This window comes from Salegentibacter sp. T436 (assembly GCF_001932675.1).
Taxonomy (GTDB): Bacteria; Bacteroidota; Bacteroidia; order Flavobacteriales; family Flavobacteriaceae; genus Salegentibacter; species Salegentibacter agarivorans.
Genome location: NZ_CP012872.1, coordinates 2,249,562 through 2,270,475 on the forward strand (window position 1 = coordinate 2,249,562; position 20,914 = coordinate 2,270,475).

The following is a 20,914-nucleotide window of genomic DNA, read 5'->3' on the forward strand; positions in this document are numbered from 1 at the left end:
TAGAATAAAGTGCAGCCAAAATCTATTTCCTATGAAGAGGAAAAAAATTAAGTGCAAATAGAATTAAAAAAAGAAAACAATATGATATCAAAATTTATAGATGCGCACGTGCATTTAAACACGCTTTCTGCAGAAAAAATGGAGAAAATGATGGAATATAATTCGGGTTTTCTTTCTATAAACACCAATATCCCATTTTTTGATGAAATTGAAGAACAGGAAAAGATCATTCTTAAGCTTCAGAAAAAATATCCGGGAAGAATAAAATATTTTACCACGTTCAATTTTAAAAAATGGGGAACTTCAGAGTTTGTAGATGATGCTATCAATCAGATAAAGCGAGGGATAGATAATGGGGCAGTAGGGGTGAAGATATGGAAGGATGTAGGTTTTGATTATCATCACGAAGACGGCAGTTTTGTAATGATAGATGATCCTGTCTTTGATCCAATTTTTGATTTTATTCAAAAGAATAAAATTATGCTTATAGGTCATCAGGGAGAGCCTCGAAATTGTTGGTTACCTCTGGATGAAATGACCGTAGATTCAGATAGAAACTATTTTAAAGACCATCCCGAATATCATATGTTTCTTCAAATGCAATATCCCTCTTATGAAGATCAAATGCAGGCCAGGGATAATATGCTAGAAAAATTCCCCGAAATAACCTATGTGGGGCTTCATTTGTTTAGCATGGAGTGGAGCATCAAAGAAGTTGCTGCTCGTTTGGAGGCATATCCAAATACTTTAACCGATGTAGCTGAGCGTGTTTGCCATTTACAATTGCAGGCTAAAGATAATTGGGAAGCTGTACGCAACTTCTGCATAAAATATCAGGATAGAATTATATACGGCACCGATGTGATTGACGACGGTAATACGCCAGCAGACGAAATCGCCGGAAGGTTTGAAAATTTGTGGCAATTTCATTACGATTTTTTCGCCACAGCAAAAACATTGAGCGCTCCGGAATTTCAAGGAGATTTCAAAGGTCTCGATCTCCCCAACGATGTTGTGGAAAAGATATTCTATACTAATGCGAAAGAAACTTATGGTTTTTCCGATTTTTAAATTGCTAATGTTTGTTTTTCCGGGTTCGCTTTAAATAGTATGAAAACATATCTTTTATGATCTGCTACTTCTTAAGTACTTAATAACTATACAGATTTTCTAGAATTAAAACTTTTATTATGAAAAATAACCGAAGAGATTTTTTAAGAATAACCGGTCTTGGCGGGCTTGGACTGGTAAGCAGTAGCTTTTTAAACTGCAAAGGGCCTGAAGCATTTTTAGCAAATGCTCCTACCGGTCCCCAACAGTTTAATATGAGCGGTTATGCCGCTCCCAAATTAGATACCGTTCGTATTGGTTTTATTGGTCTGGGAATGAGAGGTCCGGGTGCGGTAAACCGTATGAGTCAGATTGAAGGAGTGGAGATTAAAGCACTGTGTGATTTAAGACCTAAACAGGCTGAAAAAGCAAAAGAACTTTTAAAGGGAACTTCCCATAATCCCGATTTATATTCGGGGAGTGATGATGCCTGGAAAGAAATGGTAGACAGGGAAGACCTGGATTTAATTTACATTGCAACCCCGTGGGACTGGCATACGCCAATGGCAGTATACGCTATGGAAGCCGGAAAACATGCTGCAGTAGAAGTTCCAGCGGCAAAGACTATAGATGAATGTTGGGAGCTTGTGGAAACATCTGAAAGAACTAAGAAGCATTGTATGATGCTTGAAAATTGCTGTTATGATTTCTTTGAACTTTTAACTTTGAATATGGCACGCCAAGGTTATTTTGGAGAAATTATTCACGGAGAAGGAGCGTATATCCATGATCTATTAGATCTAAATTTTCAGAAAAATGCTTATGAAGATATGTGGCGTCTAAGAGAGAACTATGAAAGAGATGGAAACCTTTATCCAACTCATGGTTTAGGCCCAATTTGCCAGATAATGAATGTAAACAGGGGTGACCAAATGGATTATTTAACGTCCCTATCCAGTAATGATTTTCATATGGCTGGGAAAGCTAAAGAATTAGCTAAAGATGATTCTTTTTATGACCAATTTGTTGGTAAAGATTATGCTGGAAATATGAATACCACCATGATTAAGACCAAAAATGGAAAAAGTATAATGGTGCAGCATGATGTTACTTCTCCACGCCCTTATTCTAGAATACACTTAGTAAGCGGGACTAAAGCTTTTGCGAGAAAATGGCCAAGCCCTGAGAGAGTAGCTAAGGGACATAGTTGGTTAAATGAGAACGAAATGTCTGAACTTGAAAGTAAATATACTCCTGAAATAGTGAAAAAAGTAGGTGATATGGCGAAGAAAGTCGGTGGCCATGGAGGAATGGATTTTATCATGGACTGGAGATTGATTGATTGTCTTAGAAATGGCCTTCCTTTAGACCAGGATGTATACGATGCAGCTTTATGGAGCGCAATCACCCCTCTTTCAGTAGATTCTGTTACCAATAGAGCTCAGTCTATGGACGTGCCTGATTTTACAAGAGGAGCATGGAAGAATAATAAGCCTGTAGATGTAACTTTAAAAGGAGGTGGAACAACCAATGTAATATTAAAAGCTTAGAAATTATTTATTCATTATTACGAAAAAACTTGTATATTTTGGAATAAAACTTTCAAACGAAATATAATATTTTTTAAATTCCTGTTTTGTTGTCTATAACTAACAGGAATTTTTTATTTTTTGTCTAATTTTGGAATAAATAATAAAAAAGTAACTATACCTCTAATAGGGAAAATAGTTAACTAAATAAATCAAAGCTAATCTATGAGAAAAGCCGCAGCACGCCGATCTAAAATTTTGGAAATTTTAGATGAAACAAATAAAGTGAATGTAACCGAATTAAGTGAGCACTTTAGTGTGAGTGAAGTTACTATTCGTAACGATTTAGATAAATTAGAAAAAAATAAACTCCTTGTTAGGGCTCATGGAGGTGCTTTTAAGACAAATAACCTGGCCTTAGCGGTATCAGAAAAGAAAAGTATTAATCGCGATCTTAAACGGCTAATTGGGAAGACCGCTGTTGGTCTTATCCAGGAAAATGATTCTATTATTCTGGACTCAGGAACAACTACTTTTGAAATTGCGAGTAATCTGGGGAAGTTTAAGGAAATTACGGTTATTTCTAATGCACTGGACATTGTTAACAATCTAGCTCAGTTTGATAATTTAAAAGTTTATATGCCTGGCGGATATTTAAAGGAATTTTCCATGTCCTTAGTGGGGCCAATGGCGGAGCGCAATTTAAAACAGCTTTTTTGTAATAAATTGTTTCTTGGAGTAGATAGTATTAGAAGTAATGTCGGTTTTTTCACCCACCATATGGAAGAGGCATATCTAAATCAAATAATGATTGAGATTGCTGAAGAAGTAATTGTGGTGGCAGATTCTACTAAGTTCAAAAAAACCGGCCTGGCTTTTATTCAGAATTTTGAACATATAGATAAGGTTATTACCGACGATGGAATTGATGAGAACGACCTTAAGATGTTACAAAAGAATAACGTGGAAGTTTTAATTGCAGGAAAAGGTGAATAAAAGATAATATTTTATATATTTGATATGTAATACATAATACATATCAAATGAAAAACTTGTTTGCGGCGACTTATGCGCCTATGAAAGATGATTGGAGCATTAATCCTGGGATGGTTGGTCCGTATGCCGATTTTCTAAAAAGGAATAAACTATCTGGAGTTTTTATTAATGGTTCAACTGGTGATTTTGTTTCCTTAACCACTAATGAGCGTACAGAGCTCCTGGAAGCCTGGGCAGATCATAAATCAAATGGCTTATACTTAATAAATCACGTAGGAAGCAATAGCCTGAAAGAGGCAGAAATTCTTGCAGCTTCTTCAGTGGGAAGGGCAGATGCAGTGGCAGCAATAGCTCCTTTTTATTTTAAACCTTCAAATATCCAGCAATTAATTGACTATTGTAAGTCAATTGCATTAAAGGCAAAAGACCTTCCTTTCTACTACTATCACTTACCTGTTTTAACCGGTGTAAATTTTCCAATGCTGACTTTTGCTGAAAAAGCTAAGGAACAAATTCCCAATTTTGCTGGTATTAAATTTACTGAGAATAATCTCGTAGAATTTCAAAAAATGAGTCTGGGTCATCCTGATTTGGATATTTTCTTTGGAGTAGATGAAGCTTTTTATTCTTCACTAGGCTTACTGGCTGGTGGTTGGGTTGGAAGTACTTACAATCATTTATCACCACTTTTTTATAAAATAAAGGAAGAATTTGATAAAGGTAATCTTCAGAAAGCTGCACAATTACAGAGTTTTGTAGTCAAATTTGTAGAAACATTAAGTAGCTATGGAAGCTTTAATGGATCTGGGAAAAGTTTTATGAAGAAGCTTGGCGTAGATTGTGGCCCCTCTCGTTATCCGCACCCTACTTTAAAAGATTCTGAAATAAAAAATGCTTTCGAAACTTTTGAAAACATTGGCTTATCCGAATATTTTTCATCATAACGAAAATTTTTTTATTAAATTATTATGTATAACATAATGCTTTTATTTATATTAGCAGTGTTAAAAACAAACAAATTAAATCCTAATTTTATGAAAAAAAGATTAATTATGGATGATTGGAGATACCTTTTGAATAAGGTATTACAATTATCTCGACCAGATTTCACTAATAAAGTACTATTGGGTGGGCTTGTATTTTTGTGTTTTGGCTTTACGATGCAATCTCAGGATTTCGAAGTTTCAGGAGTTGTTTCAGATGAAGCAGGAATCCCTATACCTGGAGTTAATGTATTAGTGAAAAATACTAATCGTGGTGTTCAAACCGATTTTGATGGAGCATATAATATAGAAGTATCCCAGGGAGAAACTTTATCCTTTAGTTATATAGGTTTCAAGACTACCGAAATCGTTGTAGAAGACGGGGATTCTGAAATTAATGTTATTCTTGAAGAAGATCTATCCAGCCTGGATGAAGTGGTTGTTACCGGGTATTCCACCCAGTTGAGGAGTAATATGGCTACAGCAGTTTCCAAATTAGATACTAAGGTACTGGAAAGCGCGCCTAGATCTAATGCGGCTACAGCGCTTCAGGGTACTATTGCAGGTTTACGTGTAACTCAAAACACTGGACAACCCGGAGCTACACCAAGTATCTCCCTACGTGGGGGGAGTGATTTTGGTGGTGGCGGTAGTCCATTAATTTTAATTGACGGAGTTCCTGGATCCTTTTATGCTTTAAATTCCGACGATATTGAATCTATGGAAGTCTTAAAGGATGCTGCTTCTACTGCCGTATATGGTGCGCGAGCTGCAAACGGAGTTATTCTGGTAACTACCAAAAAAGGAAAAGCTGGACGTTCTAACATTACCTATAGGCATAGGTATACTATCAATGAAAGACGGGACACCCCAGAATATCTTGGGGCCGAAGATTTTATTATTTATAATCGTAGGGCCATTAGAAATACACAAAGAGTACTTGGTGAAGGCGCATTTAATAATTTTCTAGTAGGACCCCAGGGGATGGGAACTGGCAATAACACTACAACCTCTCCTTTTACTACAATGATTTTAGGAGAGGATAATAGATATTTGCTAGATCAGCCAGGTTGGAGTTCCATTCAAGATCCTATAAATCCGTCGCAGCAGTTAATTTTTCAAGAAAATGATATGAGTGAGTTGTTTTTTCAAAATAGTCATTCAAAAGATCATTCTCTTTCTTTTGATGGCGGTAATGAGAAAGGTACTTATTATGCCGGTTTGGGATATCTTGATGATCAAGGTATTGTTATTGGTTCTGGTTTTGAACGGTTTTCAGGAACGTTTAACGGATCCTATAACGTAAAAGATAATTTTAAAGTTTCTTCAAATTTACTTTATGCGCATTCCGAAGTTAATGGTACTTATTTGGGTAATGATAATCAAATATTCGAACGTGCGGCGGGGCAACCACCTACGTCCAGGATTTATAATAATAATCCCGATGGGAGTTTAAGTGATGATCCAAACCCTGGTACAAATACTAGTTTTGGTAATCCATTATACTATAAGGATAAATTTTTAAGTGAGAATTTGGAGCAGCGTCTTACTGCATCAGTACAATTGGACTGGCAGTTTATAGAAAATTTCAACTTAATGCTTAGGGGTTCCCATTTTACTATTAATAACACTAATGAGAGTTTTAATAAAGCGTACTTAAATGCGGGATCATTAGTAACCACTAGAAATGCTTCTGCCAGCCATCAAAAAACATTGAGGAATCAGGCCACGGCCACGGTTACTTATGATAATGTTTTTAATGAAAAACACAATGTGAATGCAATGTTGGGTGGAGAATTTTTTCGAGAAGACTATTTTGTATTGAGTGGAGCAACAAGGTTATCTCCTACCGATTTAATTACTACTCTGAATGCGGGAGCAGAAGCTAATGGAGTGCCTTCTTCCTCAAAAACTAATTATGCTATTGCTTCAGTTTTTGGGCAGGTAAATTATGATTATGATAATAGATATTTACTAGGTCTTACTTTTAGACAAGACGGAACTTCGAGATTAGGGACTGAAAAATATGATTTCTTCCCAGGGGTATCATTTGGTTGGAATCTTCATAATGAAAACTTTTATGAAAGTTCAAATGTTGAAAGCTTAGTATCGCGTATTAAGCCACGTGTAAGTTATGGGGTGAATGGGAATATAGATGTATTGAGTAATTATGGTGTTTATGGTTTATATGCGGAAACCGCTGTGTATGGTGGTCAAACCGGTTACGCTAATACCAATTTACCAACACTTGGTCTAAAATGGGAACGTGCCACTACACTCAATTTTGGATTGGATTTAGGCCTGTTTAAAAATCGTGTGAATCTTTTAGTAGATTATTTTATTCGAGATGTGGATGATAAACTTGCAGGTTTAACTTTACCTCAATGGACTGGATTTAGTTCTATCCTTGTGAATAACGGGACCTTAAGAAATAAAGGTTTTGAATTAGAATTGGATGCAACAATTGTCAATAACGACAATTGGAACTGGAATATTGGTGGTACTTATTTTACACAAAAAAGATATGTGGAATCTTTACCTGATAACGGGGTAGAAAACAACCGTCAAGGAGGGATTGAGGTTTATGACCCTGAAACCGATGGTACCCGATATATAGGTGGTTTACAGGAAGGACAACGAGTGGGAACTGATATTGTTACGGCTTATATTCAAGAAGGAGTTTATCAAACTGAAGCAGATCTGGCAGAGCACGAAGGTCGTAGAGTAGAAATGGCAACCAACCCAGAATTTCAGCAGTTAGGGGATTCTCGTTGGAGGGATGTGAATGGTGATAATATTATAGATTTTCGCGACAGGGTGAAAATTGGTAGAATTACACCAGATTTCTTTGGAGGATTCACCTCAGATCTTACCTATAAAAACTTTAACTTGTTTATAAAGACTGACTTTGCTTTAGGCCATCTAATACAAAACAATGCAAGATCCCGGGGAATGGCGCAAGTTCAAGGAAATATGAACTGGACTAACGAATTGTTAGATACCTGGACGGAAGAAAATCCAAATACAAACGTTCCCAGATACGATTTCACTGATCCACAACGTAACCACTTGTCCTTTCCGTATGGAGGACAGTACAATAGTAGTTCTCGTTATTGGGAAAAAGGGGACTACCTAGCTCTTAGGGAGGTGACCTTAAGTTACAATGTTCCAGGAGAACTTATAGGTAATGTATTCCAAAACCTTAGAATATATGGAACGGGAAGTAATTTAGCATACTTTAATGATTATACCGGTTACTCTCCAGAAAATGGAGGTATAGATAGCGGTCGCTTCCCCTTACCGGTAAGTTATACTCTGGGGGTTAATTTAAGTTTTTAATAAAAAATAATTATTATGAGGATTTATAAAATAGTTAGTGCACTTTTCTTAGTTTTTGCACTAGGAGCTTGCGAAAGCGAGTTAGATCTACAGCCAGAAAGCACCCTAACCTATAATGGGTTTTGGGAGAGTGAAGAGGCTGCAAGGGCCGCACAGGTTGGTTTATATGCTAATTTTAGAAATTATAATAGTACTTTCTGGGTTATGGGTGAAGTTCGGTCAGATATTTGGGGTGGCCCTACCTTTGAATCTCCAGCTAACCTTGATTTAATTAATCAAAATATTAGTGCTACTCAGGTGCCATTTGGAAATTGGGCTGGTTTTTACGGTTATATGCATCATATTAATGATTTTCTTTTAAATATTGAAAATATCGAATTTGACAATGAAGCCGATAAAGCTCACCTTATTGGACAGGTGTATGGAATTAGGGCATTTATGTATTTTACAATGTTAAAAACCTGGGGTGGAGTACCAATTTCAACTGAACCTTTGTTAGACGTTAATCCGAGCGAATTAGCTAAAGCTCGTTCTTCTAAAGAAGAGGTAATGGCATTAGTAAAAAGCGATATTGCCAGATCTTTAGAGGCTTTTGGAGATGATGAATCTTTTTGGAATGGGCAGCGAACCTATTGGTCTAAAGCTGCAAGTTTGGTCTTGAAAGGAAAAGTTTATTTATGGTCTGGTAAACTCCTTGGCGGGGGAGATACAGATTATAATGAAGCAAAATTAGCTCTAGAAGAAGTACAAGGAATGGGCTTTAGCCTGGTAGAAAATTACAATGATCTGTGGGGTGAAGAAAATGAAAATAATAATGAGTTCATTTTTAAATTTGATTATACACAAGATGAAGCTGGAAATTTTTATAGCGGATTATTTACTGGTCGGTCTACAGAGATAAATGCTACCTGGGATTCCTATGGTAACTCTATGGCCGATTTTATTTCTAATGGAGGTAACCGTTATGGTCCAAGTATTAAAATACTGGAAATGATTGATAATACTGAAGATGCTCGTAGGGATGAGACTTTTATTAGGCTTTATGGTAATGATGAAGGTCATATTCCATTTGATACTGAAGGGTATCAGGCCTCTATTCTGAAAAAGTTTTTGGGTGTAGTTGAAGCAGGTAGCCGTTTAAGTAATAATGATGTACCATTGTTTAGGTATGCCGATGTTATATTGCTTTTGGCTGAGGTCAAAAATAATTTAGGGGAAGATCCGTCAGAAGAAATCAATCAAATTCGAATGAGAGCTTATGGAGAGGATTATACAGAAGCCGAAGATGCTTATACAGGTGGCTCTCAGGTAGAGAATACTCGTGCAATTCTTGATGAAAGGTTAAAAGAATTTATCGGGGAAGGAAAACGTTGGTGGGATTTAAGACGTGCAGGAGGCACATTTATATTTGATGAAATAGAAAGTTTGGATGCAGCTGAAGCTTATAAATTGGAACTACCAATTTCTCCAGGAATGATAGCCAATAATCCGCTATTGGAACAAACAGAAGGTTATGAATAATAATTATACCCATGGTTATTATTTATTAGTTAGTTAGTTAGCTGAAAAGGCCGCACTTGCGGCCTTTTTTAAAATTTAATTAAATTAAAAATTATGAAAAAAATTGTATTACTAATAATGCTCGGTGCTTTTTTGCAAGGTTGCAATGATAACGCTAAAGAAAGAGAAGCCAAAATAGAAGAAATTAATGAGCCTAAAACACAGGAGTTAGTGTTTGAAGATCTTTTTAGTGCAGAAGCTAAAGAGAATATTGCCTGTTATCGAATCCCTTCTTTGATAACTGCTCCTAATGGAGATCTTATAGCTGCAATAGATGAGAGAGTACCTTCTTGTGCTGATTTAAGAGGGAGCAAAGATATAAATATTGTACAGCGTAGAAGTACCGATAATGGTAAAACCTGGAGCGAAATTGAAACGGTAGTTGATTTTCCCGAGGGAGAATCTGCATCAGACCCTTCTATGATTGTTGATGAAGAGACAGATGAAATTTTTATGTTCTATAACTTTATGGATCTTGACAATGAAGCGAATATCTATTATCTACATGTAGTTTCGAGTAAAGACAACGGCAAAACCTGGACAGAACCCCGCGATATTACTGCAGAAATTGCTAAGGATGAATGGCATAAAGATTTTAAATTCATTACTTCTGGACGTGGAACACAAACAAGCTCCGGGAGGTTACTGCATACCCTTGTAAACCTGGATAATGGTCTACACTTATTTGGTAGTGATGACCACGGAGAAAGCTGGTTTTTAATCGACACCCCAATTCAGCCTGCTGATGAATCTAAGGTTATTGAGCTTGCCGATGGAAGATATATGATTAATGCTCGAGTGAATACAGGTGAAGGACATCGATATGTACATATTTCTGATGATAAGGGAGAAAGTTGGGAAACCCGTCCCGAAACTAAATTAACCGACCCAGGAAATAATGCAAGTATTATTCGGTATACTCGTGAAGATAAGAACGAAAAAGATATACTGCTTTTTTCAAATTCCAATGATGCCGAGAAAAGAAAAAACCTAAGCGTTCGTATAAGTTATGACGAAGGAGAAACCTGGAGTGAAGGAAAAACTATATATCCTGGATCTGCAGCCTATTCTGATCTTACGGTTTTAGAGAATGGTGATATAGGTGTGTTTTTTGAAGCCGATGGCTATTCCAGGAATCTTTTTACAAGCTTTTCTTTAGAATGGTTGACTGATAAATAAAAACAATAACCAAAATACTTTCAATTATCCAGACTTGGTATTCTTTAATAATTTCACAGGTTTCCTTGATTAATTACAGTTGATTTAATTTAGCCAGTTGTGAATACCGAGATCTGGATTTTTTACAATACTAAATCAAAATTCCGCCCGGGAATTTTGATTTTGGTGTTTTTAAACTATTTTAACACCTAATTTTCCTTTTTAATATTCAGATGAAATATAATATTATTAAATTCTTTTGTTATTCCGCTAGCATTTTAATTTTGGTTTCTTGTAAAGTAAATACTTTGAAAAGTGAAAAAGATGATGGTTGGGAATATTTATTCAATGGAAAAAATCTGGATAACTGGATAGTAAAAATTCACAAACATGAATTGGGTGATAATTATCAAAACACTTTTCAGGTTAGAGATGGGGTTATTCAGGTAAATTATAAGGGATATGAACGTTTTAACGAAAGATACGGTCATCTTTTTTATAAGAAACCATTTTCAAATTACCACTTAAAATTTGAATATCGTTTTACTGAAGAATGGATGGAAGATGCGCCAGGCTACACTTACCGAAACAGCGGAGTGATGTTTCATTCTCAGGATCCTAAAACAATTTTAAAAAATCAGGATTGGCCAATTTCAGTTGAATATCAAATGCTGGCAGATGCCGGTGACGGCAATCCACGCCCAACGGGAAATATGTGTTCCCCGGGCACTGAAGTTTTTTTTGAGGGAGAAATGGATCCACGGCATTGTATTAGTTCCTCTTCAGATACTTATTTATGGAATGAATGGGTGCAAGCTGAATTGATAGTTCAGGATAGTCTTGTTATCCACAAAGTGAATGGTAAAACGGTATTGAAATATACAAAACCTCAAATTGGTGGTGGTACCACTGAAGGTTATGATCCGGAAATAAAACAAGATGGAAAACTTTTAACCCAGGGATACATTGGTCTCCAGGCCGAAGGGCAAGGAGTTGAATTTCGGGATATTAAAATTAAGCAACTGGAATAAAAGTTTATTTTTCTTTAAAAATGGAATCAAAATGAGGTTCTAAATGATGACGCATTGCATTTCTAAATGTTTCTGGTGTTCCAATTTTTATATTATCCATTAACATTCGGTGAGTAACAAAATGTCCTGAAGAATATCGATGTTTAAAATCTTGCGGAGTATTTTTTAAATGAACATATTCAAAAACGGGTAATAACAATTGCTGAAAGCCTTGGAGGGTTTTATTATTTGAAATTTGGTAAAGTTTCCCGTGAAAAGCTATTTCTTTATCAAGGCTAAAATGGCTTTGATCTGACTCCTGTTCCTCTTCCTTTACAACAATCTCTTCCAGATCATCTAAATCTTTTTGGGTTTTTCTTTCAAAAAGAAAATCTGCCATTCCCATTTCTAAGATTAAACGCAGTTCAAAAAGATTCTTTAATATACCGGTGCCCAAAAGCGTGGGATCTAAAATACGAGCAAAATTATTTATAATATCTGGTTCAGTAAGAACCATGCCTCTATGTTTTTTTGACTCCACCAATCCAAGGGTTCTTAGCCTTAGTAATGCCTCCCTTATAACCGTACGACTAACTCCCAGTGATTCAGAAAACTCAAGTTCTTTGGGAATTGGATCTCCGGGTTTTAAATTGTTATTTTTAAAAAATTCTAAGAGTCGAATTTCAACTTTATCAACCAGAGAAAGTGTATCAATAGGTTTTATGTTCTTCATAGTCATGCAAATATTCCAAAAAAGCTAAGAAATAAAAATAATTTATAAAATATCAGATAATAGAGGATAAAGATATAACTAATTTTTATATTCGTATTATGTTATACATATAATATGAATTCAACTATATATAAAAAAGCACTTTTAGAAGATGTTATTCCTTTTTGGAGCAACTTTTCAATCGATAAGACACATGGAGGTTATTTTTCGTGCTTAACCCAGGAAGGCCAGGTGTATGATACTGATAAATTTGTCTGGTTGCAGGGAAGGCAGGCCTGGATGTATTCGTTTCTTTTCAATAATGTAGATCAAAAAAAGGAATGGCTTGACATTGCTAAAAACGGGATTGACTTTTTGCGCATTCATGGCATGGATAAAAATGGTAACTTTTATTTTTCCCTTTCCCGTGAAGGGAAACCTCTTATTGCTCCCTATAATATTTTTTCCGATTGTTTTGCAACGATGGCTTTCGGGCAATATGCAAAAGCCAGTGGAGATAAAGAGATTGAAGCACTGGCTCGTAAAACCTACTATAATATTCTAGATAGAAAGGAAAATCCAAAAGGTAAATACGATAAAACTACGGGTAACCGGCCCCTTAGAAATTTTTCCCTTCCAATGATTTTATCCAATCTTGTTTTGGAACTGGAATCGGTCTTACCAAAAGAAGAGGTTGATCTGCGGCTGGAACACAGCATAACGGAAGTGATGGAGGTGTTTCTTCAGGACGATGGACTAATTTATGAAAACTTAAATCCGGACGGTTCATTTTCAGATAGTTTTGAAGGTCGTCTTATTAACCCAGGCCACGGTATTGAAGCAATGTGGTTCATGATGGATATTGCAGAAAGAAAGAATGATAAAAAATTGTTGGATGAAGCGGTCCAGGTTGTTTTAAATACCTTAGAATTTGGCTGGGATAAGCAATACGGCGGAATTTTTTACTTTCTTGATATTAAAGGTTATCCACCCCAGCAGTTAGAATGGGATCAAAAACTTTGGTGGGTACACCTGGAAGCCCTTGTGGCGCTCTCAAAAGCCTATAGTTTAACCAAGAACCAGGAAGTATGGGAGTGGTATAAAAAAGTCCATGAATATGCGTGGAGTAAATTTTCCGACGAAAAGAATGGCGAGTGGTTTGGCTATTTAAATAGGCAGGGTGAACCACACCTTAGTTTAAAAGGAGGGAAATGGAAAGGTTGTTTTCATGTGCCTCGTGCTATGTATCAATGCTGGCAGGCTTTCGAAAATATTGAAAATTCTCATTAATTAAAGGTGATTTTTATTTTTAAAGATATCGAAAGTTAAAAATTATGAAGTATAAATTTTTAATTTTCGATATGATAATTATATTTATGCAAAATTTATATATAGAAAGTTAATTATGAAAAAATTTACTGCCTTCTTAATTTTAGCTGCCACTCTTATCTCCTGTGATCAATCCAAATCTTACGATGAATTTGCACAAGTTGAAAATAAAAAGCAAGATTATGCTATAATTCCGCTTCCACAAAAAATGGAAACTTCAAATGGGATTTTTGTTATAGACGAGAATACTCAAATACAGGCAAGTGAAGAATTAAGTCAGGAAGCTGAATTTCTTGCGGATTATATTGGGGAAATTGCCGGTTTTACCCCAGCAATTAAATCTGATAGAGATGAAGTGGAAAGAAGCATTAGTCTTAAAATTTCAACTGATTTTGATCAGGATGAAGCCTATAATTTAAAGATCACACACGAAAAGGTTGTAGTTGAAGGAGCTTCAGCTAAAGGTGTTTTTTATGGGATCCAAACGCTAAAACAACTTCTTCCTTTAAAATCTAAATTTCAAAATGAATCTGCAACAATCAGTATTCCTGCCGTAGCTATTTCAGATGCACCAGCATTTAATTATCGTGGCATGCATTTAGATGTGGCCCGACATATATTTCCGGTAGCGTTCATTAAAAAATATATAGATCTAATAGCAATCCATAAAATGAACACTTTCCACTGGCATTTAACCGAAGATCAGGGGTGGAGAATCGAAATTAAACAATATCCTAAACTTACCGAGATTGGCTCTATTAGGAAAGAAACGATGATAGAAAAGAATTTTGATCCATATAAAGGTGATGGCAAAGAATATGGGGGATATTACACGCAAGAAGAAGTAAAAGATATCGTGGAGTATGCTGCCAAAAGACATGTAACTGTTATACCTGAAATAGAATTGCCGGGCCACTCTCGCGCAGTTTTAGCTGCCTATCCAGAATTAGGTAATAATACAGGCCCCTATGAAGTGGCTACAAAATGGGGGGTGTTTGACGAAATATTGGCACCAAAAGAAGAAACTTTTGAATTCCTGGAAAATGTTTTAACCGAGGTTATGGAATTATTCCCAAGTGAATATATTCATATTGGTGGAGATGAAGCACCAAAAACAGAATGGGAAAAAAGTACCCAGGCACAGGAAGTTATAAAACGAGAGGGGCTAAAAGATGAACACGAATTGCAAAGCTATTTTATTAGGCGAATTGAGAAATTTCTAAATAGAAATGGCCGTCAAATAATTGGTTGGGACGAGATTCTTGAGGGAGGCCTTGCTCCTAATGCCACGGTAATGTCCTGGAGAGGTAACCAGGGTGGGATTGAAGCTGCTAAACAAAAGCATAATGTAGTGATGACTCCAAATACTCATTTGTATTTTGACCATTATCAAGCCAATCCTGAAAATGAACCTCTGGCAATTGGCGGCAATTCTACTGTTGAACATGTATATTCTTTTGATCCCGTTCCTGAAGAATTATCAACTGAGGAAGCAAAGTATATTATGGGAGCGCAAGCCAATGTTTGGACTGAATATATGAAAGATTCAGATTACGTAGAGTATATGATTTTACCGAGAATGACTGCTTTATCTGAGGTAGTTTGGACCTATCCTGAAGAACGTAATTGGGAAGAATTTAAAAGCAGGCTAACCGAATTTAAAAAACACTACGACGAAATGGATTTAAATTATGCCACACATGTTTTTGAAGATTCTCAATCAATTAAAAATGAACCTACAGCAGCTAAATAATAATGAATAGAAGAACCTTTGTTAAGCAAAATATAGCAGCATCTGCTTTGGCAGGTTTGGCGCCGGTAGGAGCTTTTGCCGCTAATTTCAATGAAAATACTTTTTTAAATGAGGATAATTTTAATCTTGATTATGCCCCTCACCTGGGAATGTTTCGTAGCCACGCAGGAGAAGATCCCATAGATCAGCTTAATTTTATGGCTGATCAGGGTTTTAAGGCTTTTGAGGATAATGGAATGAAAGGTAGGGCCGTAGCGTTACAGGAAGAAATGGCTGCGACAATGACCAAAAGAAATATACGCATGGGTGTTTTTGTAGCCCATACTATTTACTGGACTGAGCCTAACTTAGCTAGTGGAAATAAAGACTTGCAAAATGAATTTCTAAAAGAGATAAGGGAATCGGTAGAGGTTGCAAAACGCGTTAATGCTAAATGGATGACAGTGGTGCCCGGTTATGTGGATCAACGTCTAAATATGCAATATCAAACTGCAAATGTAATTGAATCTCTAAGGCGCGCTGCCGATATTTTAGAACCCCACGGACTTACAATGGTTTTGGAGCCTCTTAATTTTAGAGATCATCCTGGTTTATTTTTGAGCGAATCCCCCCAGGCCTATCAAATTTGTAAAGCGGTAGATAGTCCGTCCTGCAAAATACTTTTTGATATTTATCATCAGCAAATACAAGAAGGGAACCTAATTCCTAATATTGAGGCCAGTTGGGATGAGATAACATACTTTCAGGTAGGCGATAACCCGGGAAGAAATGAACCCACTACCGGTGAGATCAATTATAAAAATGTATTTAAATATATCCATTCAAAAGGTTTCGACGGGATAGTAGGTATGGAACATGGGAACTCCCTGCAGGGAAAAAAGGGCGAAATCGCCGTAATAGAAGCATATAAACAAAGTGACGATTTTTAAAAAATGAGATATATAAAATTTTTTGTTACCTGTCTAACTTTGGCTTCTGTTGAATTTTACGGCCAGGACAAGTTAGAAAATTATGTTCAGGAACTTTCAGGTACAGATCTAGAGATTAAAATGATTGCTATTCCTGGCGGGGAATTTCAAATGGGTAGTTCGCCAGAAGAATTTGGTCATTATGAAGATGAAGCACCGTTACATAAGGTACAGATTGATCCTTTTTGGATGGCATCTCACGAAATTACATGGAAGCTTTTTAAGCTCTACCTGGAGCGTCCGTTAAATGATTTGCCATTAGAGAATAAGGCTAAGGATGTAACTATTAAAGTTGATGCTATTTCAGGTGCTACTGTGCCTTATGTAGATATGAGTTTGGGAATGGGAACAGGCGATGGTATGCCGGTAGTGAATATAACATATCTGGCCGCGCAAAAATTCTGTAAATGGCTTTCAGCAAAAACAGGATATTTTTATCGCTTACCCACTGAGGCAGAATGGGAATATGCTGCCAGGGCTGGGAATCAATCTGCTTACCATTTTGGCGACAATCCTGACGATTTAGATGAATATGCCTGGTTTTATGAAAATAGTGACGGTCATTATCATGCCGTGGGTTCAAAGAAACCAAACCAATGGGGACTTTATGATATGCACGGAAATGTTGCGGAGTGGACTTTAGATGCTTATAGCGCTGATACTTATAAGAACAGGGAGGATCTGACCCCTAATCCTTTTGCAGTACCAGAAAATGAATATCCTCATAGTGTGAGGGGAGGCTCTTACTATGATGATGCTGAATACTTAAGAAGTGCTGCTCGTTTCGGATCCAGTGAGAACTGGAAAATGCGCGACCCTCAATTCCCGAAAAGTAAATGGTGGAATACCGATGCTCAATTTGTAGGATTTAGGATTGTAAGAGACCCCAATCCGCCAGCAGCATCAGATTATGAAAAATATTGGGGGCCAATTACTCCTTGATTTAAAACTTTTAAAAATGAAAAAAACAGAACCAATTAAGCCAGAAATTATAAAAAATTCACGGAGAACGTTTTGTAAAACTACAGCGCTTTTTACCGCCGGAATGATGATACCTGCTATGGAAATGAATGCTATGTACAATGTTTTTAACGACAAAAAGCTGAAACTGGCTGTGGTAGGATGCGGAGGTCGCGGCACAGGTGCTGTAAATCAAGCTCTAAAAGCCGACGAAAATGTACAGTTGGTTGCTATGGCAGATGCTTTTGAAGACAGACTACTTAGTAGCTTGGACCAGTTGGAAAATGAGTTTGCTGGGTCTAATAAAGTAAGGGTTAAAGAAAAAAATCGGTTCACCGGTTTTGATGCTTATAAAAAAGCTATTGATCTGGCAGATGTAGTAATACTTACGACACCACCGGGTTTTAGACCCCACCATTTTGAATATGCCATTAATGCGGGGAAACATGTATTTATGGAAAAACCTGTGGCTACAGATGTACCAGGAATTAGAAAAGTTTTGGATTCAGCAAAAATTGCTAAAGAAAAGAAGTTGAACGTTGTTGTTGGTTTACAAAGAAGATACCAGAATAATTATATAAATATTGCTGAAAAAATTCAAAAGGGAGAAGTTGGAAAAATTCTTTCAGGGCAGGTGTATTGGAATAGTAGTGGGGTGTGGGTAAACCACAGACAGCCAAACCAAACCGAAATGGAATACCAAATGCGTAACTGGTATTACTTTAATTGGCTTTGTGGTGATCATATTTTAGAACAACACATTCATAATATTGATGTTGCGAATTGGTTTATAGGTGAGTATCCTGTTTCGGCCCAGGGAATGGGCGGTCGACAAGTGCGTACAGGACCCGAGCACGGAGAGATCTTCGATCATCATTTTGTTGAATTTAAATATCCTGGTGGGGCCGTAATCTCTAGCCAGTGCAGGCACCAACCCGGTACAATGTCTAAAGTAGGAGAGGGGTTTCAGGCCACCAAAGGTATAGTTGAAACCAATGATGCAGGTGTTGCAAAATTAGTAGATTTAGAAGGCCACGATATTTTTAAATATCGAGGTCGGAATGATCCCAACCCTTATCAGGAAGAACATAACCAATTGTTTAAATCCATTCGAAACGGCGAGGTTATAAGCGATGCTGAGAATGGAGCTAAAAGTACAATGACTGCGATCATGGGCCGAATGGCTACATATTCAGGGCAGGTAATCAGTTGGGATGAAGCACTTCAATCTAACCTGGAATTGGTTCCTGAAAATCTAAGCTGGGATTCCACACCACCTGTAATGCCAAATTCTGATGGGCATTACCCAATACCTACCCCAGGAAAAACAAAAGTTATGTAATTTTTGTGGTCACACTTTAAGTTGATTACAATTTTTTTCCTATTAACTTTAAAATCTATCATTATATATTAATCCAGTTATAGAATTCAAATGAGTTTTAAAACTGGATCTTTCTAAGATTGAAAATTTTTTCCTTCAATTGAAAGCCCTTATTATATTTTTATATATCATACATAATACAATTTACTATAGCAATGAGAAAAATAGAGATATTCGCAGTCCTTCTTTTGTATATTATAAGCTTTACAACAACTGCTCAGGAAGAATTCAAAAGTAATTTAAGTGTGGAAGAACTTAAGGAAGCACCCGTAAAACTAATGCCCTACCCAAAGGAAGTTTCATGGGGGGAGAAACCAATAGACTTTAAGCAAGTTGAGATTAATAACTTTAACTTTTTACATCCATCGGTAAAAAGTGAATTGGAACAATTGCTGTTTAAAGCCGGCGTTAAAACTAGTAAGAACAATAAGAATAAGATTAAATTTAAGAAAATTGACAGTTTAACCCGGGAGGCCTATACCCTTGAAATCACTTCCGATGAAATTAAAATTGGAGCTTCCTCTGATGCTGGTTTTTTTTACGCGTTAAAAACATTAGAACAGATTGTTGATGGGAAGAAAGGTTTTTATGCTGTAAAAATCTGGGATGAACCCGCGTTTGAGTTGCGGGGTTATATGATTGATACGGGCCGGAATTTTCAACCTATTGAAACTCTAAAGAATCATTTGGATATACTGGCAAATTATAAATTGAATACTTTCCACTGGCATTTAACAGATTATCCTGCCTGGCGTATAGAAAGTAAAAAATATCCAGAACTTAATGCAGCTGAAAATCATAGGCCTACACGGGATCCTGGACTATTCTATACTTATAATGAAATTCGTGAAGTAATTAACTATGCTAATGAATTGCAAATTCAGGTTATTCCAGAAATAGACATGCCTGGCCATAGCGATTCGTTTACAACGGCTACCGGCCATAGAATGGAATCGGAAGAAGGAATGAAGATTTTAGAAGACGTTTTATATGAGTTTTTTGAGGAAATTCCGAAAGAAATGGCACCTATAATACACCTGGGCTCTGATGAAGTTGATGTTCCCGATCCTGAAGGTTTTATGAATCGAATGCTCCATATAATTGAATCAAATAATAGATCGGCCGTAATTTGGGATCCAGGTTTACCGGCAAACGATAGAGTAATTCGCCAAACCTGGCTACCAGAACATGAGATCGAAAAAATGGACCAATCTGGTTTAAGGGGTATTGATTCTCAAAATTCCTATATCAATAACAGCGAACCAATGCTACAAATTCCGAGACTATTGTTTAAACCTATTGGACAGGATAGCAATCACAAGATAATAGGTGGAATCATCGCGCTTTGGCCTGATGTAAACCTTGATGAACCTTTTGATGCGGTGAGACATAATCCATTATACCCTTCACTATTAACCTATGCCTGGACAACCTGGACAGCCGATATTACAGAAACTTCCTCAAAATTTATAACCAGAGTACCACCAAAGAATAGTAAAGCTCATGATTATTTTTCTGCTTTTGAAGATTTCCTAATGTATCATAAAAACACCTATTTTAAAGGTCAACCTTTCCAATATGTAAAGCAGGCCGATACCGAATGGAAACTTATAGGTCCTTTTAAAAACAAGGAAACCCTGGAGGAAATACACGATTCATATGCGATTAATGATAGCATTCTTCAATGGAAAAATGCTACAGGAAATACAGTTTATATCCGTGACCGGTTTAAACAGGGTGGATTTTATCCCAAAGCGAAGCCAGGAGAAACTTATTTCGCTCATACCTATATTTATGCCGACGAAGCTAAGAATTTACCAGTATGGATTGGTTTTGAAACCCCTTTTCGTAGTAATCGGGCTTATACTGGAATTCCTGAAGTAGGGGAATGGGATGTAAGCGGAGGAACAATTTGGGTAAATGGCCGTGAAATTCCTGCCCCCAAATGGGAGAATCCCGGATGGAAACCTGAGAGAACCAGTGGTTGGGGGAGTAAAGGTGACCAGGAAGTGGCCTGGAAAGACGAAGAATTATATTGGACACGTGAACCAGCAAGAATTTCGTTAAAAGAGGGTTGGAATGAAGTGTTAATTCGTGTTCCAGGAAGTAGCGATTATCAAAACTGGATGTTTACTTTCGCACCATTGGAGCAGGAAGGAATTAGGTTTTCAACTTCAAAAAATTAA

General features: G+C 36.7%; 15 protein-coding genes. 14 read left to right on the top strand and 1 reads right to left on the bottom strand.

The genetic code is table 11. From position 1 onward, the window contains the following. Positions 1–81 precede the first annotated feature (81 nt). The 8 genes from AO058_RS09970 (at position 82) to AO058_RS10005 (ending at position 11,646) form a co-directional block, all read left to right on the top strand. Positions 82–1,071 (top strand): amidohydrolase family protein, encoded by a 990-nt coding sequence (locus AO058_RS09970; RefSeq protein ID WP_075327942.1) that lies wholly within the window; start codon positions 82–84, stop codon positions 1,069–1,071. Between the two features lie 119 nt (positions 1,072–1,190). Beyond that, positions 1,191–2,600, top strand: a complete 1,410-nt coding sequence (locus AO058_RS09975) for a Gfo/Idh/MocA family protein (RefSeq protein WP_075326314.1) — start codon at positions 1,191–1,193, stop codon at positions 2,598–2,600. Between the two features lie 204 nt (positions 2,601–2,804). Then, the gene (gene agaR / locus AO058_RS09980) at positions 2,805–3,575 is read left to right on the top strand and encodes a transcriptional repressor AgaR (RefSeq protein WP_075326315.1); all 771 of its coding nucleotides are present in this window, start codon (positions 2,805–2,807) and stop codon (positions 3,573–3,575) included. A gap of 47 nt (positions 3,576–3,622) precedes the next feature. After that, entirely contained in the window at positions 3,623–4,519 is an 897-nt protein-coding gene (locus AO058_RS09985; protein WP_075326316.1) for a dihydrodipicolinate synthase family protein, read from the top strand. A gap of 90 nt (positions 4,520–4,609) precedes the next feature. Next, entirely contained in the window at positions 4,610–7,897 is a 3,288-nt protein-coding gene (locus tag AO058_RS09990) for a SusC/RagA family TonB-linked outer membrane protein (RefSeq protein WP_232228821.1), read from the top strand. A gap of 15 nt (positions 7,898–7,912) precedes the next feature. Beyond that, positions 7,913–9,418, top strand: coding sequence for a RagB/SusD family nutrient uptake outer membrane protein (locus tag AO058_RS09995; RefSeq protein ID WP_075326317.1), 1,506 nt, complete (start codon positions 7,913–7,915; stop codon positions 9,416–9,418). Between the two features lie 93 nt (positions 9,419–9,511). Next, positions 9,512–10,636: a sialidase family protein gene (locus tag AO058_RS10000; protein ID WP_232228822.1), complete on the top strand. Its 1,125-nt coding sequence runs from the start codon at positions 9,512–9,514 to the stop codon at positions 10,634–10,636. A 287-nt stretch (positions 10,637–10,923) separates the two neighbouring features. Beyond that, on the top strand, positions 10,924–11,646 hold the full coding sequence (locus AO058_RS10005) for a 3-keto-disaccharide hydrolase (protein ID WP_232228823.1): 723 nt from the start codon (positions 10,924–10,926) through the stop codon (positions 11,644–11,646). A gap of 4 nt (positions 11,647–11,650) precedes the next feature. Here AO058_RS10005 and AO058_RS10010 read toward each other — a convergent pair whose 3' ends face one another. Further along, positions 11,651–12,358, bottom strand: coding sequence for a FadR/GntR family transcriptional regulator (locus tag AO058_RS10010; RefSeq protein WP_075326319.1), 708 nt, complete (start codon positions 12,356–12,358; stop codon positions 11,651–11,653). A gap of 114 nt (positions 12,359–12,472) precedes the next feature. Here AO058_RS10010 and AO058_RS10015 point away from each other — a divergent pair, with 114 nt between their 5' ends. The 6 genes from AO058_RS10015 to AO058_RS10040 all read left to right on the top strand — a co-directional run bounded on the left by AO058_RS10015 (position 12,473) and on the right by AO058_RS10040 (position 20,914). Continuing rightward, entirely contained in the window at positions 12,473–13,627 is a 1,155-nt protein-coding gene (locus AO058_RS10015; RefSeq protein WP_075326320.1) for an AGE family epimerase/isomerase, read from the top strand. 115 nt (positions 13,628–13,742) lie between these two features. Continuing rightward, positions 13,743–15,419, top strand: a complete 1,677-nt coding sequence (locus AO058_RS10020; protein ID WP_075326321.1) for a beta-N-acetylhexosaminidase — start codon at positions 13,743–13,745, stop codon at positions 15,417–15,419. A gap of 2 nt (positions 15,420–15,421) precedes the next feature. Next, complete coding sequence (locus AO058_RS10025) at positions 15,422–16,348, top strand: hydroxypyruvate isomerase family protein (protein WP_075326322.1); 927 nt, start codon at positions 15,422–15,424, stop codon at positions 16,346–16,348. Positions 16,349–16,351: 3 nt separating this feature from the next. Beyond that, positions 16,352–17,329, top strand: a complete 978-nt coding sequence (locus AO058_RS10030; RefSeq protein WP_075326324.1) for a formylglycine-generating enzyme family protein — start codon at positions 16,352–16,354, stop codon at positions 17,327–17,329. 16 nt (positions 17,330–17,345) lie between these two features. Then, positions 17,346–18,689 (top strand): Gfo/Idh/MocA family protein, encoded by a 1,344-nt coding sequence (locus tag AO058_RS10035; RefSeq protein WP_075327945.1) that lies wholly within the window; start codon positions 17,346–17,348, stop codon positions 18,687–18,689. Between the two features lie 194 nt (positions 18,690–18,883). Beyond that, complete coding sequence (locus tag AO058_RS10040; protein WP_075326326.1) at positions 18,884–20,914, top strand: family 20 glycosylhydrolase; 2,031 nt, start codon at positions 18,884–18,886, stop codon at positions 20,912–20,914.

Bases quoted from the DNA above. Each gene is read 5' to 3' on its own strand.
- AO058_RS10015 (WP_075326320.1), top strand. From the start codon at position 12,473: ATGAATTCAACTATATATAAAAAAGCACTTTTAGAAGATGTTATTCCT.
- AO058_RS10010 (WP_075326319.1), bottom strand. From the start codon at position 12,358: ATGAAGAACATAAAACCTATTGATACACTTTCTCTGGTTGATAAAGTT.
- AO058_RS10035 (WP_075327945.1), top strand. From the start codon at position 17,346: ATGAAAAAAACAGAACCAATTAAGCCAGAAATTATAAAAAATTCACGG.
- AO058_RS10040 (WP_075326326.1), top strand. From the start codon at position 18,884: ATGAGAAAAATAGAGATATTCGCAGTCCTTCTTTTGTATATTATAAGC.
- AO058_RS10020 (WP_075326321.1), top strand. From the start codon at position 13,743: ATGAAAAAATTTACTGCCTTCTTAATTTTAGCTGCCACTCTTATCTCC.
- AO058_RS10025 (WP_075326322.1), top strand. From the start codon at position 15,422: ATGAATAGAAGAACCTTTGTTAAGCAAAATATAGCAGCATCTGCTTTG.
- AO058_RS09970 (WP_075327942.1), top strand. From the start codon at position 82: ATGATATCAAAATTTATAGATGCGCACGTGCATTTAAACACGCTTTCT.
- AO058_RS10000 (WP_232228822.1), top strand. From the start codon at position 9,512: ATGAAAAAAATTGTATTACTAATAATGCTCGGTGCTTTTTTGCAAGGT.
- AO058_RS09990 (WP_232228821.1), top strand. From the start codon at position 4,610: ATGAAAAAAAGATTAATTATGGATGATTGGAGATACCTTTTGAATAAG.
- AO058_RS09985 (WP_075326316.1), top strand. From the start codon at position 3,623: ATGAAAAACTTGTTTGCGGCGACTTATGCGCCTATGAAAGATGATTGG.
- AO058_RS09995 (WP_075326317.1), top strand. From the start codon at position 7,913: ATGAGGATTTATAAAATAGTTAGTGCACTTTTCTTAGTTTTTGCACTA.
- AO058_RS09975 (WP_075326314.1), top strand. From the start codon at position 1,191: ATGAAAAATAACCGAAGAGATTTTTTAAGAATAACCGGTCTTGGCGGG.
- AO058_RS10030 (WP_075326324.1), top strand. From the start codon at position 16,352: ATGAGATATATAAAATTTTTTGTTACCTGTCTAACTTTGGCTTCTGTT.
- agaR (WP_075326315.1), top strand. From the start codon at position 2,805: ATGAGAAAAGCCGCAGCACGCCGATCTAAAATTTTGGAAATTTTAGAT.